This is a genomic window from Pyrodictium delaneyi, assembly GCF_001412615.1.
Lineage (GTDB): Archaea > Thermoproteota > Thermoprotei_A > Sulfolobales > Pyrodictiaceae > Pyrodictium > Pyrodictium delaneyi.
In genome coordinates this window covers 913,264-931,193 of sequence record NZ_CP013011.1, presented here as the reverse complement: position 1 = coordinate 931,193, position 17,930 = coordinate 913,264, and the positions used below count along the sequence as shown (strand labels likewise).

Genomic DNA, 17,930 nt, shown 5'->3' with positions numbered 1-17,930 from the left:
GCTGCTGCGTAGGGTATTAGCAGCTACCCCGGGTAGGGAGTCACTAAGCAGCTGGGGCCCCTGGCTGATCAGGGAATAATAATAATGCGTGGATTGAGCAGCGATGAACAGCGGTAACTCAGCTAGCAATAGGCCGGATAAATACGAGCTTGTTGAAACTATACAGCGAGAAATCCGTAGACATGCGCCAGGGCTATCTGCTGTATTAAATCTACACTCTAAAAGAAAGTATGGTATCAGCTTTGCTAATCTCTCATTGATGTCTCCCTCTAAGGCATATCGTCTGCTAACTGAATTATACGGAAATGAACGCGGCCGCCTAGTAGCCGAGCTGGTAATATCTAAGCCGCTTGCAGCACTAGCTAAATCAAGGATAGACCCGAATCAATTATTGAAACTGGCTGAAAAGGGCAAAGATGCAGAGATATTAAGAATGCTAGGTCTTTTCGGCTTCGAGGCTGAAGCCGAAAAAACAACAGCAGACATGAGCGCAGTAATCAGCGAAGCACTATCCTGTGCAATCCTCATCGAGGAACTCACATCTAACATATACAAGCGGCTCGCTGATTGTGCTGGAGGCGTTACGAGCATCGCTTTCACCTATATAGCTAGTGAAAGTAGTACGCACGCAGACATCTTTGGCTTCATTGCGAAAGACCTTGGGATAGACGTGGACGAGAACAAGTGCCCGGTCGAACCTGGCGGACTAATGGAGCAGCTCAAGAAGATGAATAGGAAGCTTTCCGAGGAATGTCCCAGAAGAACTGAATTATTCAATATTCTCCGCTTCCTGGCATCACTTGAGGAACATGTTGGCGAGGAAGACTATACTAGAATACTCATACCAGCACTTAGAACAGTAATGAGCAAGAAGGATATCGACGTATATGAGACGATACTTGAGTCTATAATTCGTGACGAGGAGAACCATGCAACAATTCTGCAACGTGTCTACGAGCGTCTATCCTCCCTTAGCCAGTCTACTGGCCACTCTGAACGCCAAACATCCAATAGGGTAGACACTACATAATGTCATACTCTGGAAGCAACAATTGGAAGAGGTGAATACAAGTCATGAATGAGGATGCAAAGAGTGAACACAAGCAAGAACCATCTAGTACTGCCCGTGCAGACGATGTAGAAGAGCTTAGGCAAGTACTAGGTGCTATAGCAGAGTTTTTAGACAAGTTAAGCAAGACGGTAAGAGAGTCGCTAGAGACCGTCTTAAGTGGTGTTGATGGATCTAGGCTCGGAGAAGACGTAGGAAACTTCTACAAGAGACTCGTAGAGAGCGGTATACCACCCGAAGAGGCTATGAAGCTAACTGAAGAATACTTTAGGAAGAGGTTAGACAGTGTTCCGTCGCCGTCTAAGCTTATTGAAACATTTAGTAGGTTCGTAAAGCGGCCACGTGCGATAATCACATCAGGAAAAGTTGGAGAGAGGAAGACCGGCACTATAGAGAACGTTAGTTCTGAATCGCTAGAGGACAAGCTAGAGGAGGTTATAGAGCGTATAAGGGAAGCTCCTATACCTGACGAGAAAAAAGAGGAAGTTATAAGACAACTTAAAAGCATCGTCGAAGTGATGAAGGACTCTAGGAGGGAAAGGAGAGAAGGAGGAGGAAGTTAACTAGCACCCAAGAAGGATTACTAGTACGTAATTAGCTTGACTACATGGTCCTAGACTTATTTTACAAGCATACGAAAACTGCTATCAAAACAAAATCAGTCTAGCACTGCTACTAGATTTGAGGCCTACTGTCGTGGGGCTGTGTTCATTCAAGCCCTTGATGAATGAGGAGCTGTGAGGATATGCGGTGTTGAACGAGAAGGATACACATAAAGTAGATATTGAGGAGAGGCTTGAAAGGCTCGAGATACTCCTAGAAAAGGTGTTAGAACGTATATCCAGGCTTGAGAGGATCCTAGCCTTAAACAATGATGAAACGGCGAGGATTGCTAGCCAGTTAGTAGTAGCGCTAGCGTTACCAGCCATAGAGGCTCTAGAGGCTGCACGACGTGTTGTAGCGGTAACTAGTAGCCTAGAAGACCCTGTCTCGCGTAGCATAGTAGAGGTTCTTGCGGACTGCGAGCCCTTATCCATATCGGAGATTACGCGTCGTCTCCGAAAGCTTAGAGGACATGCATCGCGTACAACAGTACGAAAACGTCTTCAAATCCTAGAAAAACGCGGAATAGTAGCAAACATCGGCACAACTGCTAGGCCGCTCTATACTCTCACGATATGCATTAGAGAGGATGGTGAACAAAACTATGAATAACAAGTTGAAGACATATCTTTCGCTAGTAAGGCTGACGACCAAGATATTATTGACCCTACTTAGCTTCGTACCCCTCTATATTAAAATCAAGCTACTGCTAACATGGTTCCGCATCTCATTCCACATAGCTCTGGTACGCCACCACGTCCCACGAGAGCTGCGGAGAAAACTCTACAAAGAATGCAATAGAGAAATCGGGTACCTCTCGAGCAAGCTGAGCCTAAAGAAATTCATGAAACTTGTTAGAAGAAATACCACTACGCTCCTATAAGCTAGGTTCCGGTAAAAGCCGGTAACACTATTGCACATGTAATCGAGGAACCGCGCAACCTGCTTGCCGAGGGATAAAGGATTGACAGATATCTCAGCATGCTACGTGATAGACCAGGCTATCGACTCTAAAGCCAGGGCAAACAAGGCACTGGAAAAGAGCTCAAATACATATGTTCACGGATAGGAATATAGTCATGGACTCGTAATTAAGCGTATCAATACGTATTCACGGAAACCATGAAAGATGGTAACCCCTACCCAGTGCGCGTGGAGATAGAGAATGGGGGTGGTGGACCGGCCGGGATTTGAACCCGGGACCTCTCGGGTGCAAGCCGAGCGCTCTTCCAGGCTGAGCTACCGGCCCACCCTCCCTCCCGAGGGGAGGGCTCCGTTATCGAAGGATAACGCTGCGGGCTGGGGTTATTTTTAGGGTTCGCCCCGTAGCTGCTGTAGCGTCTCCTCGAGGAGTTTGTGGACCTCTTTTATACTCGGTAGTTCTGCGAGAAGTCGTGCATGCAGTGTTATAGTGACTTCGCCCTCCTCTGGGTCGTAGGATACATCGTATTCCTCTACGCTCTGTGTCTCTGGTGACTCCTCTATGAGTTCTGCTAGTGTTCCCTCGAGCTCGTTCTTGTCGAGTCCTCTAGGCGCCTCTAGGGTTACTACCGTTTCGACGCCGTCGGGGCTGGCGTCGAGGAAGAGGCTGCGCGCGCCATGCTTGCTAGGCTTAGCCTCTAGCACTATGCGTGGCCCATATGGATCTATTTCAAGGCTCTCTATATCCTCGATACTTATACCTAGCACATCTACTATAGGTCTAAGGGCTTTTTCTAGTAATTTTGCAAGTTTTTCCGAGTTGTCCATCAGGTATCTCCCCGGTGTTGTTACTGTTACCACCGGTCTATAGCATGTTATGTAGCACGACAAGGCTCCGGATGATTGAGATATATGTTTGTAGTGATATTATGGAGTATTCTTTTAATCGATAGTTTAATATATATAGTATGTTTTAGTGGGTTGTATTCAATAAAAAGGAGTTAGCTTTATATTCAATTTATAATTACATTTTTGCCATGGACTGGTGAGGGTGGAATTAGGGTTGGGCATTACACGCCGTGAGATGTTAAAGCTTACAGCTGCTACAGCTGCTGCAACTGCTCTCCCATTATCGCTACCTAGGCCTAGGACAGTTATAGCAGGAGCAGAAAGTAGTGGGTCTCTTACAGCCACGAGGATAGCCAAGACAGCTTGCATAATCTGTGGTCAGAAGTGTCCAGTAGAGATACATGTGGCCAAGGTTGGTGGTAAGGAGATAATATCCAAGGTAGTCTACAACCGTGACCCCGAGTACGACCAGTTCTTCGCGGTCTGTGGACGCCCACAGACCATTCCGGAGCTAAGGTTCCTGCCCGAGCGTATACGTAAACCACTTCTCCGTGTCGGTAAGAGGGGCGAAGGCAAGTTCAAGGAGATAAGCTGGGAGGAAGCGTTCAACATACTGGCGGAGAGGATAAAGAAGTACATGGATGAGCCTTGGCGTATTGTGGCTGTGAGTCACCAGGGCTTCGAGGGCGGTCTAGTACGTGAGTTCTTCAAGAAGGTGATAGGTACTCCGAATACGACACAACACTGTGACACTTGCCACACTGGAATGGATATAGGACATAAGTTCATATTCGGCTCCCCCAAGGGGCCCTCGGCCTTCCAGCCCGATTACGCTAATGCCGATCTAGTAGTGCTTATGGGCAGGAACCCCGCGGGCGGCATAGTAGCCTCAGCATGGTCCAAGATATTCACTGAGGGTCGTGCCAACAAAATGAAGTTAGTTGTGTTCGATGTGCGTGAGAGCCGGTTGACAGAGCTGGCAGACAAATACTACATCATACCTCCCGGTACAGACCTTGCTATAGCCCTGGCGCTGCTTAACGTAATCCTAAACGAGCGTCTATACAACGTGGACTACTTGATTAACTGGACTAATGCATCTATGCTCCTCTATGTAGACACTCTCGAGCCGGTAAAGCTTGAGGACAACCCGTATATGGAGAAGAAGAAAACGTACCTGGTTTACGACGAATACGACCAGCGCTTTAAGCTAAAGACGGAGGCTAAGAAGCCAGCGCTGGAGTTCGAGGGCGAATACAATAGACGCCCGGTCAAGACAGTGTTACTAGTGCTGAAGGATGCCGTTAAGGAGTACACGCCAGAATGGGCTGAGAAGATCACTGGTGTACCGGCTGAGGAGATACGCTGGCTAGCTCACGAAATGGCCCGAGCAGCACCTAGGACCTTCATTGACCACAACTACAAGGCGACAAGGTACTACAACGAGGGCATGTTTAGCAGGGCTAAGATGCTCGTCAACGTGCTGCTTGGAAGTGTGGGCGTTAAGGGCGGGCTCGCTTATCCTGCTGGCAAGCCTAAGTTCAAGTCGCCGATAAGCATACTGGGTATAGAGACCACCAAAACACAGGGCGAGGCGATATACAAGTACTGGAGCAAACATGGCGTAGAAAACGTGGTATCTAAGTGCTGGTCCCAGCTCCTAGTCAAGTCTATCATAGAGGGTAAACCCTACCCGATAGGTGTGCTATTCATACACCTAGAGAACCTCGTGGCTCATGCACTCACTGGCCGCCGGCTAGCAGAGGCGTTGAAGGATGAGAAGCGTGTCGAGTTCATAGTGGTCCTAGATACCACGTTCAACGAGACAGTGATGTATGCTGACCTAGTGCTACCGGTGCCATTCTTCTTCGAGGCCGAGTCGATAACGCTAGGCTATGCCAAGAAGAGCTATGTAAGCATAGTGGTTGATGCACAGAAGGCGGTAGACCCGCCGGAGGGTGTAGATGCTAGGCCAACCTGGTGGATACTCGTAGAGCTTGCGAAGAGGCTAGGTAAGCTAGACCAGGGAGTCAAGGTAGACCCCGTCGAGGTCAAGAAGAAGCAGGCGGAGGAGGCAGGTCTAGACTACAACGAGCTCCGCGAGAAGGGCTACAAGCTACTCTGGACTAAGCCCAAGTATCACCCGTGGGGTGGCAAGCCATTAGCAACTGTAACTGGCGAGCTCGAGTTGATAAACGTGGCTATGCTTGAGAGCTACCGTGACTACATTGGTAAGGAGTCGCCGCTCAACCCGCTACCCTGCTGGGTACCGCCTCTCTGGATGAGGAAGGGTACGCTAGCAGACAACGAGTTCGTAGTGGTAGAGTACCAAGACTCGCTAACATCTATAAACACGTTTATGAGGTTCTCGAGGCTGACAAAGGACGTTCTCGAGTGGAAGCACATCTATGGTGTATTGATGCATCCGTCGAGGGCTAAGAAGCTTGGAATAAAGGACGGTGACATGGTCAAGCTAAAGGGCCCCAATGGCGAGATAGTAGCAAAGGTTAGGGTAACCGAAGCTGTCCACCCATACGTACTTGCAGCGCCTCATGCAACAGCCGTAGACAAGGCCATTATACCAGGAGAGGCAGTCATAGAGACTGCAGGTGGCACAGTGAAGGTAAAGCTGTTCAGCAACGGTGGCGGCTACGGTGTCAATAATAACTTCCTAGGAGATCCATTAGAGAGTGTCGTTCCTGAGGAGGGCTATAGAGCTGCTCAACACGATTTTGTAGTCAAAGTAGAGAAGCTCTAAACCATGGACGGAGGTGACGCTGATGGCCCGGATGGGTATGATAATAGATCTTAACCGCTGTATAACATGCATGGCTTGTACAATTGCGTGTCTACGAGAGAACGTGATGAGGCAGACCGGAGACGCAGTAGAGCTGCCAGAGGGCAACAGCACCTACTACGCACGCACCAAGCCAGCTAAGATGACAATGGAGGGCTACCCGTTCAGTGGCGTCACGTACTTCATACAGTGCCTGCATTGCGAGAACGCTCCATGCGCCATGGCGTGCCCGACTGGCGCCACCTACATCACCGAGAACGGTGTAGTGATGCTCGACCACAACAAGTGCATCGGCTGCCGAGCATGCGTCATAGCCTGCCCCTACGGCGCTAGGACGATGTACCGCGGCAAGATAGGGGGACCAGCACCCCACAGCGAGGCACTACTACCAGGCTACCCTGACAAGTGTACCTTCTGTATACATCGCGGTAGCGCTTCCTCCAACAACTGGGTGCCAGCCTGTGTAGAGGCGTGCGCCTTCGGTGCAAGAATGTTCGGCGACCTAGACGACCCAGCAAGCGAGGTATCGAGGATCGTCAGGAGCGGCAAAGCAGTGACGCTAGCACCCGAGCTGGGCACAAGACCCAAGCTGTTCTTCATACCTCCACAGCGTACTCCAGCCGTATCCCGTACAGGTAGAAAATAAGCCGTGTACGCGAGAGGTGAGTCTCCATGGCGGGTGAAAAGGCGAAGACAAAGGACATGGGCGTAGCAGGCTACGCGCTCCTAGGAGTCGGCGCACTGCTAACACTACTATTCATCTACGGCGTCTACGGCTACCAGACACTGAGCGAAGCATCGCCGCTACACGCGCTAGTACCCTGGGGCCTGATGGTCACCGGCTACGTGTTCTTCGCGATATCGAGTGGCGGCGTGTTCGATGCGCTTGCGATAAGGCTGGGCATATACTGTGAGGAGGAGGCGCTGCCCCTCGCGAGGAAGACGCTGTGGCTCGCACTAGCACTGCTGGTGCCCGGTATACTACTTGTGTTCGCCGACTTGACACACATAGGGCACAGCATGTGGATATACCTGGGCTTCAACCCCTCGGCGAGGATAGCGTGGAACGGCATACTCTACATAGTGTACGCCGGCTTCGCAGTGACGACACTACTGTACACCATCATGAAGGGTGAGGAGGCGCTGACTAAGCCGATCGGCCGCGCCCTGCTGCTAGGCGGTCTGCTAGCAAGCCTAACGCTCGAGTACAACCTGGCGCTAGCCTTCGGCCAGAACCTGGCGGTGCCGGCATGGTTCTCAGTACCGCTCGGTGTGCTCAACATAGCGCTAGCATTCATGCTGGGCGCCGCGTGGACAGCGATAGGCCTAGGCGAGGTGGCGACGAGGCTCACGGCACTGCCTTTGGAGCGGTGGCGCGAGTGCTGCGTCCGCGGCGTCTCCAAGGAGCTGGCTGGCATGGCTGTTGCTGTAGGCTTCCTGGTGATGTGGAGCCTGGTACAGCAGGAGGGCTGGGGCCTAGCAACAGTGGCTAAGAATCTGCTAGTCGGTGGCGAGCTGGCAGGAGTCTTCTGGCTCGGCGTGCTGCTAGCAGTGATAGCACCAATAGTATTGGGCCTCTATGCCGGGACTAGGGTGAGTAGACCAGCAATGGTCGCTGGCTCCATCGCGGGCATAGTAGGCGCCTTCCTGCTGCTACACTCGCTGGTAGTGGCCGGCCAGCTGGCGAGGCTCGAAGCTATGCCCAGTTACGAGGCATTAGCAGCGCACGCGCTAGGCCAGGAGTACAAGGCTGAGGTGCTACACGAGCTGCTGGCTAGCCCAATCGAGGCAGCAGCAGTAGTTGGCGGTTTCGGCCTCTGGCTATTGCTCTACATCATAGGTCTAAGAATACTAGCCATAGAGCCCGGCGAAAAACCAAACAAGATACTAGTGCTAAGGTGACTTTAGCTAGACTATTCTCGATACTTTTTACTCAAATTCCTCGGCGCTCTTTTCTGCTACCACGGCCTCCTCCTACTCATGCTATGCTGCATCTGCTTTAGGCATTCTATTCAAGGTCGATAGTCTACTTAGGCGTCAAAGCCAGGGGCTTCTGCACACTGGGGGATGAGCTGGGCCTTAACAGCCGACCCTCCGGGTGGGGAGGGACGCCCTTTCGGCGACCCCGCCCTAGAGGAGCTACGCGAGCCTTACTACCCCCTCCATAGCCGTACTCTCGACACGCGTGTGGGGTGCTGTAAGACGTGTCGGCCGTCGAGAAGCTCATGCGCTCAGTTATCACCGGTCTACGCGGCGAAGCCGGCTTCCTCTACATAGCTAAGGCTCGTGAGCTTGCCCGTCGTGGTGTAGATGTGATAAGCTTCGGTGTAGGCCAGCCCGATATCCCGACCTTTGACCACATTATTGAGGAGGGGAAACGGGCCCTCGAGGAGAAGTTCACAGGGTACACCGAGACCGCTGGTATACCCGAGCTACGCGAGGCAATAGCTGAGTATCTCAACACCCGGTACCAGGCCGGAGTGAAGCCCGACGAGGTGCTCGCGACAACTGGTGCTAAGACGGCTATCTTCCTGGCAGTTGCCGCCTACCTGGGCCCAGGCGACGAGGTGATTGTACCCGAGCCGAGCTACCCAGCCTATCCTGAAACAGCCAGGGCTATGGGCGCACGGCCAGTGTTCATCCCGCTTAAGTGGAGGGGGCCGGAGCACGGCTTCGAGCTAGACGTAGAAGCTATCGAGAAGGCTGTCACCGAGCGGACCAAGATGATTGTATTGACTAATCCGCATAACCCGACAGGCGCCCTCTTCGGCCCTGAACAGGTAGAGGCAGTGCTAGAGATTGCGCGTAAACACGGCCTCGTAGTGCTCGCAGACGAGATCTACGACAACTTTGTCTACGAGGGTGGGTTCCGCAGCATACTCACCTTTAGCGGCTGGAAGGACCACGTGCTCTACGTAAATGGGCACTCGAAGACCTTCTCTATGACTGGCTGGAGGCTCGGCTATCTCGTCGCTGCAAAACCCGTAATAGAAAGGATAAAGAGGCTCGCTGTGAACGTCTACAGTTGTCCGCCGAGTATAAGCCAGCGTGCAGGCGTCGCTGCGCTCAAGGGGCCCTGGGAGCCCGTAGAGAAGATGGTGGAGGAGTTCCGCCGCCGCCGCGACGCAGTGGTCGAGGAGCTACGCCGCGTCCCTGGCTTCGAGGTGGCAGTACCCCGTGGCGCCTTCTACGTGTTCCCCAGGGTGGCCAAGGTTCTAGAGGAGACCGGGATGTCTACCGAGGAGTTCGTAGACCACCTGCTCTACAGCCGTGGCGTAGTAACGCTGCCGGGCACGGTGTTCCCCGAGAAGGCCGGCGAGGGCTTCATCCGGCTAAGCTACGCGATAAGCGTGGAGAGGATACGCGAGGGCGTCGGAAGGATACGAGAGGAGGTAGAGAAGCTCCTAGCAGAGAAGACACGCCGTTAGCCCTCTCGGCGGTCCAGTGCCCCGTGTATGGCTATCCACTTTCTCTCCATCTATTGGCCCTAGGGCGGTATAGCGTAGGGGGTTGTTCTTCCTCTTTCTCCGCAGCACAGGTGTAGTGTATTGGACGCTGGGCTTCTCCAGCGGCTCTTCGAGGTCAATCCTGCCAAGCTCGAAGAGGAGTATAAGGCTCGTGAAATCTTCCAGAGGGAGCGAGTCGAACCGCCCTTTGCACTCCGTCTTGACGGCGTCGGGTGGGGTCGCCGACTCCATGGCTTTGAATGGCCCAGAGACGAGCGGGTTCACCGGGCTCTAGCGCGTGCAGCTGTAGAACTGCTACACGTCATGGGTGGTTGCTGTATCCTTGTGGTCAGTGATGAGGTGAACCTTGTGTACACTGGGGAGCCGCCTTATGGAGGACGCGTCGAGAAGCTAGTCAGCATATCCGCCGGCATAGTATCGGGCTACGTGTCCCGGGCGCTCGGCCGCCTTCTCTTCCTCGACTCTCGGGTGGTCAAGCTCTACTCTGGGAGAGACGCGGCACGGTACCTCCTCTACAGAGCACGGGTGGGCTTCAACAACTACATTTCAAGCCTATACCATGCAGCCGGCCTCGGCCCAGCCCATACCACCCCTGGGCTCCACGAGATGATCGAGGCTCTACGCCGTGCCGGCCGCGACCCACTCCGAGAGCCTAGCTGGAGGCTAGTCGGTAGCTGCGCCGCCTACACGTCCTCTATTAGGAGAGTCAAACCGCCCGGCGTTACTGTGGAGAGACGCCGCCTCATAGTTCTTGACGGCGGGCTAGAGATGTGCCTCGAGGCAGCCCAGGGATAGACACTTGTGTCTTCCCGGGCAACCAGTATAAGGACGTGTAGATGGTCATCCATCCTGGTTAGTATAGAGCCAGGGTGGCATAGGCCGTGGAGAAGTGTGGCGTCGAGCCTGTCGTGCGTAAACCATGCCGCGTAGTAGCGGTTGTGAGCGGCGGCCCGGACAGCTTCGGCTACATGGTCCAGTGGCTCTCTAGGGGATGCATGGTTCACGCGCTTAGCTTCAACTACGGGCAGAAGGGCAGCAAGGAGCTAGAGGTGGCGAAACGGCTCATAGAGGAGGCTAACAAGCTAGCCGAGAGCCGTGAAGGCTGGGGCAGGATAGTAGAGCACAAGGTAGTCGACATGAGCTTCATGGCCAGGCTCTGGGTGGGGAGCCAGCTGACAGACGAGAAGGTAACGGTGGAGAAAGAGTACCAGCCCACAGTGGTGGTGCCGATCCGGAACGTGGTTATGCTAAGCATTGCGAGTGCATACGCTTATAGCTTGATGGGTCTCTACCCGGGCGAGAACATCTACGTCGCCTATGGTGCACACTACAACGTCATAGCCCCGAGAAAGGATACGTGGGAGCCTCTCTACCCAGACTGTAGCCCCGAGTGTATCGAGGTACTCCAGGCAGCGTTCCGGGTCTGCCACTTCCGTGGTGAGCGCCGGCTAGAGATATGGAGCCCGAGCCGCCAGGGCCTCACTAAGGCAGAGAACCTCAAGAGAACCCATGAGCTTATCGGAGACTTGATATACGAGACTTGGAGCTGCTACCTCTCGGGCAAGTATCACTGTGGCCGTTGCGAGAGCTGCCGCAACCGCCACGCAGCATTCAAGGAGGCAGGTATACCTGACTGCACACTCTACGAGCAGCCGCCAGGCGACCCCAGCGAGTTCGTCAAGGTGGGTGACGCGTACGTTCACAAGAGTTGCACCAAGCTAGCGGAGCCGAGGAGTTAGGTTAACAAGCAACGAGCAGGCCTCATTACTGTCTAAGAGTTTTTGCCCCGTATATCCACAATGTAAACACTTATTGCTACCCGTGGTGCTATGATAGATTCTGGTGCCTAGAGGCCCCAGAGGGTTACACAACAAGCCGGCCCTCTGGGGCTTCTCCGAGGAAATTAATGATTAGTATTACGCTGGTATTAGATGGAGGTGCCCCCTCTACGTGGAGACTAGAAATCGTCTGGCTTCTAGAGAGGTTTTGCCACCACGTCCGGACATAGGTGCTATAGCCGTAGCAGGAGCAGTCATAGTATTAGCCGTAGCTACTGGTACGCCTGTTGGCGTAGCACTAGTTACCGGAATTGTGGTTGGTGTAATCGCGCTCCCTATACTGTTCCTCGTCAGGGAGATGGCTCTATTCCATAGTAAAAGACCGCTTCGACCCGAAGAAGCAGGTGTCGTTGCCGAATGGTTTAGTCGAGCCAGCAGCATTGTTGGCGCCAGAGAGGTAACGGTTCTGTATACCTACCGTCGTGGTGCAGGACTCCAAGTAATGCAGTTAGGGCTTGCTGGCAATAGCCGCAGCAATGAAGCGTTGCAGGGTAACCTTGTGGCGCTTATACACCGCGCAGCCTGGAATGCTTTGCCAGCAGCGTTAAGCGCGGGAAGCCGGGTCTACATAGCCGTACCAGCCCGGATAATGGAGTACCTCTACCGGCTCTCGGGCCGTAGTCGCACAACAGTATACCTTCACCTACATAGCCGTGAACAGGTAAGGATGGTTTACCGCATCCTCCGGGAGATAGCACAAGCTGTGAACCGTGGTGCTGGCCGCTTATACGTAGCCTATATGGCCACCAAGGCGTTCACGAGACTCCTAGTAGCTGGCGCTATAAGACTTGATCCAGGGGTGGCAGAGAACATCGATAGTCTAGTGCCAGCAGAGCCGCCGTGGATACGCCGTAGTATAGCCCGGCAGCTCTATGAAGAAGCTTTACAATCTATAGAGCCTTAAGGAGGGCCTCTAGACAGCTGCTATGGAGGGTCAGGAGGAGACGGCTCCTCCCACGCCACCGCCCCGAGAGAGTAGGGGGCTCCGCCAAGGGTGGGCTCATCACCCCCGGAAAGAACCCTAACAGTGAAGGGGCTCGGGGCGGCAAGCGGTCCACACCCGGCTCTTCGGGTGAAAAGCACGTCCTCACAGCCCCGGTAGTCCTCTAAATCTGGGTCCCCGGGCGAATATAGACCCTCAACTTGGAAGTATAGAGTCCTCCCTCGGGGCCCGCCGGTGAGGCTCCGGGATCAACGCGCAATAATTGCGGGGCAGAATGCGAAGGGCCGCCCCAAGGGGCGGCTGATGCGCAGGCCTGCCGCCCCCGAGGCCTGGGCCCCTCTTTGCCTGGAGTGGCAGTGATGATGGGTAGCAATGCCGAGAGATCGGACAGCGTTGATGTGGAACCCTAGTGTGGCTGAGCCCTTAGAGTTCTATCACGTCGCCAGCTGCTACATTGATGTAGCTGCCCGGCTTCCTTGAAGCAAGGTATTCTGCGGCTCTACCGCTGCAGTGTATAGGTGCTATCCGGTCAACTAGCTCTAATAACGCTTCAACCTCGGCTGCCTCCGCATTGTGGAGCCCACCTATCGCTAGACACGCGTGCTCAGCTCCGAGTATTCTCAGGGCTGTTGCTGCTAGTCTGCTGGGGCCTGGATGGCTACAGCCTAGAAGCACGGATACACACTCGTTCTCTTTGACGGCTAGTGCGTGTTCACGTAGCCCGGCTCCATCTAGGGCGGGTGATATAGCTGCGTTTGGGGCAGCTTTCAGCCCCTTAGACTGGACTACGGGTACGAGTCCCAGTTTTCGTATCCACGAGACAACATGGCTTGGCGAAGGGGGCATGTAGACTACTGTACCAGGGGCAACCTCGGCTACACATGGGAACCCGCCGTAATGATCCCGGTGCGGGTGGCTAAGCACAGCAAAGTCTATGTCGAGGCTGACTCCGAGTCTTTCAGCGTTCCGGCAGAGGAGTTCAGGACTCGGGCCGGCATCGAATAGGATACGCGTATCCCTTGTCTCAACGAGTATACTGAGGCCCCAAGCGCTCTCTAGCCAGCTACGAGCTCTATTATCTACGAGTATTGTGAGCCGCGAGGCACGGCCCCAGGGGGACACGTAGGTGGATCCCGGTGGTCCCTTCTAGCCTTAGCGTCTATAGGGTAGTATACTGCAGCCTCAATCAATGCCGATAGGTGGATAACTAGCATTACCCGGGGCCGGGTCTAGAAGAATTCCCCTGGGGCGTGTACGGGTGTCAGAGCTTAGAGATTTCATGAGAGAGTACGCGGCTAGCATTTACCGACTGGCTTCGGGGTTTCTTGAAGCTCGTAGAAGACTGATAGCTACGCTGGAAGGGCGAGAGTTAGCCGAGCTAGTGGATGATGAGCATACCGTAGAGATGTTGTTGGGCGGCTTTAAGCCGGAGCGGCGGGGCCAAAGGTATCCGCCGCGGAGCCTAGCTAGATTCTACCGTGACGTCATAGGCGTCTATATCCAGCAGCCTGAGAGGCTCGCTGCAAGGCTGCGTGACGGGCTTCCACTCAGCATAGCTAGTAGGGGTATACGCGTAGCGGCTTCGAAGACACGACCTGTCTCCCAGATAGAGGCGCTCCGCGATGCAGCCCGAGCGCTTCTCGAGAGTCTCGGCACAGATGCCTCTGAGCCTCAGGAAGTAGACACAAATGATCCCATGTGGGCACCGGAGCTCGTTCGCCAACTCTTGTCAGCTATAGTGGATGGCATGCCTCCCTATAGTAGAAAAGCTCTAGTCCTCTATAGTGCGTGGAGCATCACTGCCGCGCTACTGGAGAAAATAGCCGAGAAAGACGAGCGAAGGGAATTAGAGGAGCTAGGCTTAGAAGAATATGCCCGTTTCTTTGGGGCTGATGTTGACCCGCTGAGGATAGTCTACCGGGCTCAGCCGGGTTCACCTCTAGCGCGTTATCGATGCCTAGTACACGCTGGAGCTCGGCTACTACAGCTCAGTGAGCTAGAAGCCTTCTACAAGAAGCCCGACCCAGTAAAGGACATGCTCCAGGCAGCCATGAGGCACGTATCGCGTGCCTCAAAGGAGCTAAGAGAATTATTAGACCTCATGGCTTCAAATGCGTCACAACGCAGCCAGTGCCTCCCGAGGGCTGAGTGCCCCGGCGAACCGCCATGCCTCCCTCTGGGCGCTGTATGGGCTGAGCTAGACGTAGAAGTGGAGGACACTTTAGCTAAGCTAGGAAAGGGAGTAGAAGCCGGCGTAGGAGAGCTACTATCAGCTTTATCTCCGTTGATGATCTATGGGTTAGCTATTATAGAGAAGAGATACGACGGCGGGGATAAGGGGCTAATACGTATAGCATTTGTCGCCGAGCAAAAACCGCCCCGAGACAAAGCGGGCTAGAGCTTAGCTAGAGCCTCTACGAGCATGGGCTCTAGCCGTTCGTGCTCCGCGAAATGCTCATTAGGATCCCTGGTCACGGCATAGATCCAGTAAAGGAGAAAGACTCCTAATGTTAACACTGAGAGTATAACGTATACAACAGTATTCCTATACGGTATGACACTCCGCGGCTCCTCAAGGTATATGCCACGCTTCTGGAGGATGCGGGAAAGAGTCTCTAGGAAACTCCTTTCCCTCTGTTCGTGCTCGTAGAAGTCTTTTGTGAGGAAGTGTAGCACGTAGATGTACACGATGTTAAACACAAGTGATAGTACTATCCAGAGAACTGGACTTCGGCTCTTTTCCTGCATCCTCATTTCGTAGATGAGGCTTCGGAGTGTACCCATCTCTGGGTCGCTGACGCCGCGGGCATCTAGGTAGGATACGACGGTTTCGAACATCCTTAGAATCCTTTCAAAATGCGTGTTACGCCGGTCAATCCACTTGTACACTACATAGATGTTTAAGGCGGCGGCAGCCAGCAATATGATAAATACTGTAAACACTAGTACATTGCCAGTACTGCTGGCTACGATGTTTCCACTGCCCTGTAGAAACATGGTATACTTGTTGGTTTCTACCACCACGAACGTGTTGCCCGCGATAGCTAAGATCGCAGCCACAAGGCTTAGAATAGCAGGGATAAATGGAAGCCAAAGTGGCATAGTATAGTCGGTTTCCCGTCGCCGCTCAGACTCACGCCGTATGATCTCGAGATATTGTTTAGCTATATCGCCGCGGCTTGTCTCCAACACGAATCGCCCCACACATGGAACCCACGTATACGGGAATATCGCTCCTGTCTTATCAAAGGAGACTAGGTTTACGAGTACACCTAGCACAGGTAGTAGACACTACGTTAAGGGGCTCATAAATAGTAGGGTCTCGGCACAGATAGCCCAGTATAATGCATGAGCGGTTATACTTACGGGTTACGCTCCCACTTCAAGGCCACTAGGGATATAGGATAGGAGATGCATAGAAGGGAGGAGTGGGTGGGAGCCCGGGAAACCTCTCCCCTCTCCCCGGGATAGGTGGCCCAGTATCTCAGCCAACCCCATTTTACCTACACACGCCAGTGTAACCGGATATTTCAATGTTACTCTCAGCTGCCGGTCTCTTGTTGAACCTTAACACTCGGTATCCTGTTAATCAAGTGTATAACATCAATGCCTCGAACCTCAGCGTAGCCTGGTCCAGGTTCGCCACGGAGGAGCTGTTGGAAGCCCTCCCTCGTGTCTTGGTCTATACGATAGGCTATGCTGCGCATGGATAGACCCTCGAAATGGTTTAGTCTAGCTGCGATTGCCACTAAGAGGCGTAGCTGGCCCTCCTCGACGAGCTGCTCGTTCGACTCAAGAGTGAGCGGCTCATCGAGATTCTTAGCAACAAGCCAGGGGCCCCGGAGCTTTGGCTTAACAAGCCTCGGGGCTCTGACGAGGACGCGGCTACGCGGGGCATGATAATCCTCGGAGGCTGTGATATCCCTGGCGAGCTGGTGGGCCTCGGGCGTAACGTCTCTCGGCTTGTAATCCTCCATGATTATGACGGTGTCTGCAGCGGCTATGAGAGGCATCGAGCCGCTTGAAACTATGACGAGGGATACGCCCTTTGATGCCATAGAGGCTGCCTGCTCGGCTATGGTGGTTACCGTCTTCCTGCGGATGAGCGGCGCAGCGCGCTCGTCGTAGAAGAGTAGGTTAGTAGCCGAAGTATCCTCGTCGATGAGTATGAGTTTGGCACCGGCCTCTACTGCCTCCTGTATAGCGGCGGCCATGCTTGTAGCGCCGCTAGCATCGCTCGTAGTGAAGCAGCTAGTACTGCGGCCCCCCGGCAGACTGTGGACAAAAGTAGAGATATCGACACACGCTACGCTTCTACCGTCCTCAGCGCGTACCTTGACGGCTTCACGGATTGTGACGACGCGTTCTCTGCCATCGCCGGGTACGTGGTTGTACACGCCGTACTGTATGGCTTCTAGCAGTGTTGTCTTGCCGTGGAACGCTGTACCTGCTATGACTGTGACACCGCGGCGCACACCCATGCCGGTGACACTACCTAGGCTCGTCTCCACCTCTACGCGGAGGCTCGGAGGCGACTCGAACGGTACAGCACCAGGAAGCGGATCGTCGCAGCTGCCACAGCGTCGTGGGAGGATACTGCCGTCTCCAATAAATGCTACGAGGCCGAGGCGCGGCAGCTTGCTGCGTATCTCCTCCTGGAGGCGCCAAGTGTCGACGTGCCTCCTGAGGGCCTCAGCATCTACGCGGATGGCTTCTTGTACTGCACGGGGTATACGGTGGAGTAGGAGATCCTCGGCGGCATCTGCCAGGACACGTCGCCGCCGGCTTGGGAGGCCAGCCCAGACGCGGACTACGAGATGCCCGCTATTGTCTAGCTCTACGCCGCTGCGCTGCAGCATAACAGGGCCGGGCCGTGGGACGCCGAGGAACCCGCTGTGGCCCTCGCCGAGCCTCGCCGAGAGCCTCCGAAGAGCACGGTAGAGCTGGCGGTAGATATAGTCGGCTGTTGCTACTGGATAGCGGATAGCCCACTGCGGCAGCCTCGGCTTGACGTCAATCCGTACTACGCTTGGTGGGGCGAAGGGGTCACCCTGGACGCGGGTAACTCTGATGCGGAGGCCCTGAATAGTCTCGGAAACGCCTAGGAGTTCGCGATAAGCCTTGTAGCCCCTGCCGTCTATGCGTCGGAGCACATCAGATATGGTATGAACCACTTGCTTAGCCACCATGGGGCAACGATAACTGACAGGGGCAAAGAAGGGTAGCATCATGAAGCCCCGGGGAGAGGGGAGGGGCCCAAAGGGCTCCGTTCCTCTTCGTCCCTCACTTCTAGCGGTAGTGTTCCTACACTTGTGGTTTGGGGATGCCTCTTCTGCAACGCGTATAGGCTTGTTTAGAGTCCCGTCTTAGTTGGTTTGCTGTTTTTGTCAGTAATTCTACATAGAAATATTTTGCTATAGGAAGCATAACCAAATAGTTTATT

At 54.0% G+C, this 17,930-nt stretch carries 16 protein-coding genes and 1 tRNA gene; 12 read left to right on the top strand and 5 right to left on the bottom strand.

Annotated elements, in window-relative coordinates; all coding sequences use genetic code 11:
• Positions 1-103 precede the first annotated feature (103 nt).
• The 4 genes from Pyrde_RS04725 to Pyrde_RS04710 all read left to right on the top strand — a co-directional run bounded on the left by Pyrde_RS04725 (position 104) and on the right by Pyrde_RS04710 (position 2,555).
• Complete coding sequence (locus Pyrde_RS04725; RefSeq protein ID WP_156328010.1) at positions 104-1,030, top strand: NitrOD5 domain-containing protein; 927 nt, start codon at positions 104-106, stop codon at positions 1,028-1,030.
• 44 nt (positions 1,031-1,074) lie between these two features.
• Positions 1,075-1,632 (top strand): hypothetical protein, encoded by a 558-nt coding sequence (locus Pyrde_RS04720; protein WP_055408648.1) that lies wholly within the window; start codon positions 1,075-1,077, stop codon positions 1,630-1,632.
• Between the two features lie 190 nt (positions 1,633-1,822).
• On the top strand, positions 1,823-2,284 hold the full coding sequence (locus tag Pyrde_RS04715; protein ID WP_055408646.1) for a helix-turn-helix domain-containing protein: 462 nt from the start codon (positions 1,823-1,825) through the stop codon (positions 2,282-2,284).
• On the top strand, positions 2,277-2,555 hold the full coding sequence (locus tag Pyrde_RS04710) for a hypothetical protein (RefSeq protein WP_156328009.1): 279 nt from the start codon (positions 2,277-2,279) through the stop codon (positions 2,553-2,555). Before Pyrde_RS04715 ends, Pyrde_RS04710 begins: the two co-directional genes overlap by 8 nt.
• Positions 2,556-2,844: 289 nt before the next feature.
• Here the strand turns inward: Pyrde_RS04710 and Pyrde_RS04705 are convergent.
• Both Pyrde_RS04705 and Pyrde_RS04700 read right to left on the bottom strand, forming a co-directional pair.
• Positions 2,845-2,921: transfer RNA gene (locus Pyrde_RS04705), tRNA-Ala, on the bottom strand.
• A 62-nt stretch (positions 2,922-2,983) separates the two neighbouring features.
• The gene (locus tag Pyrde_RS04700) at positions 2,984-3,421 is read right to left on the bottom strand and encodes a hypothetical protein (RefSeq protein ID WP_143522019.1); all 438 of its coding nucleotides are present in this window, start codon (positions 3,419-3,421) and stop codon (positions 2,984-2,986) included.
• A gap of 235 nt (positions 3,422-3,656) precedes the next feature.
• Between Pyrde_RS04700 and Pyrde_RS04695 the strand changes: the two genes are divergently transcribed.
• The 7 genes from Pyrde_RS04695 to Pyrde_RS04665 all read left to right on the top strand — a co-directional run bounded on the left by Pyrde_RS04695 (position 3,657) and on the right by Pyrde_RS04665 (position 12,448).
• Entirely contained in the window at positions 3,657-6,200 is a 2,544-nt protein-coding gene (locus Pyrde_RS04695) for a molybdopterin-dependent oxidoreductase (RefSeq protein ID WP_055408640.1), read from the top strand.
• Positions 6,201-6,222: 22 nt separating this feature from the next.
• Positions 6,223-6,885, top strand: a complete 663-nt coding sequence (locus tag Pyrde_RS04690) for a 4Fe-4S dicluster domain-containing protein (protein WP_055408638.1) — start codon at positions 6,223-6,225, stop codon at positions 6,883-6,885.
• A gap of 26 nt (positions 6,886-6,911) precedes the next feature.
• Entirely contained in the window at positions 6,912-8,141 is a 1,230-nt protein-coding gene (gene nrfD / locus Pyrde_RS04685; RefSeq protein ID WP_055408636.1) for an NrfD/PsrC family molybdoenzyme membrane anchor subunit, read from the top strand.
• A 302-nt stretch (positions 8,142-8,443) separates the two neighbouring features.
• Positions 8,444-9,667 carry a pyridoxal phosphate-dependent aminotransferase gene (locus Pyrde_RS04680; RefSeq protein WP_231656802.1) on the top strand — a complete coding sequence of 408 codons (1,224 nt, stop codon included), beginning with the start codon at positions 8,444-8,446 and terminating at the stop codon, positions 9,665-9,667.
• 120 nt (positions 9,668-9,787) lie between these two features.
• Entirely contained in the window at positions 9,788-10,501 is a 714-nt protein-coding gene (locus tag Pyrde_RS04675) for a tRNA(His) guanylyltransferase Thg1 family protein (RefSeq protein ID WP_055408634.1), read from the top strand.
• Between the two features lie 86 nt (positions 10,502-10,587).
• Positions 10,588-11,445 (top strand): 7-cyano-7-deazaguanine synthase, encoded by an 858-nt coding sequence (locus Pyrde_RS04670; protein ID WP_082419477.1) that lies wholly within the window; start codon positions 10,588-10,590, stop codon positions 11,443-11,445.
• Between the two features lie 211 nt (positions 11,446-11,656).
• Positions 11,657-12,448, top strand: a complete 792-nt coding sequence (locus tag Pyrde_RS04665) for a hypothetical protein (RefSeq protein WP_143522020.1) — start codon at positions 11,657-11,659, stop codon at positions 12,446-12,448.
• A 462-nt stretch (positions 12,449-12,910) separates the two neighbouring features.
• On the opposite strand, the gene Pyrde_RS04660 is transcribed toward Pyrde_RS04665, so the two are convergent.
• Positions 12,911-13,609, bottom strand: coding sequence for an MBL fold metallo-hydrolase (locus Pyrde_RS04660; RefSeq protein ID WP_055408630.1), 699 nt, complete (start codon positions 13,607-13,609; stop codon positions 12,911-12,913).
• Positions 13,610-13,745: 136 nt separating this feature from the next.
• Here Pyrde_RS04660 and Pyrde_RS04655 point away from each other — a divergent pair, with 136 nt between their 5' ends.
• Positions 13,746-14,885 (top strand): hypothetical protein, encoded by a 1,140-nt coding sequence (locus Pyrde_RS04655; protein ID WP_055408628.1) that lies wholly within the window; start codon positions 13,746-13,748, stop codon positions 14,883-14,885.
• Here the strand turns inward: Pyrde_RS04655 and Pyrde_RS04650 are convergent.
• Complete coding sequence (locus Pyrde_RS04650; RefSeq protein ID WP_156328008.1) at positions 14,882-15,679, bottom strand: DUF4234 domain-containing protein; 798 nt, start codon at positions 15,677-15,679, stop codon at positions 14,882-14,884. The genes Pyrde_RS04655 and Pyrde_RS04650 overlap by 4 nt on opposite strands.
• Positions 15,680-16,029: 350 nt before the next feature.
• A complete protein-coding gene (locus Pyrde_RS04645) occupies positions 16,030-17,718 on the bottom strand; it encodes an ABC-ATPase domain-containing protein (protein ID WP_082419476.1) in 1,689 nt (562 codons plus the stop codon).
• Positions 17,719-17,930: the final 212 nt, after the last annotated feature.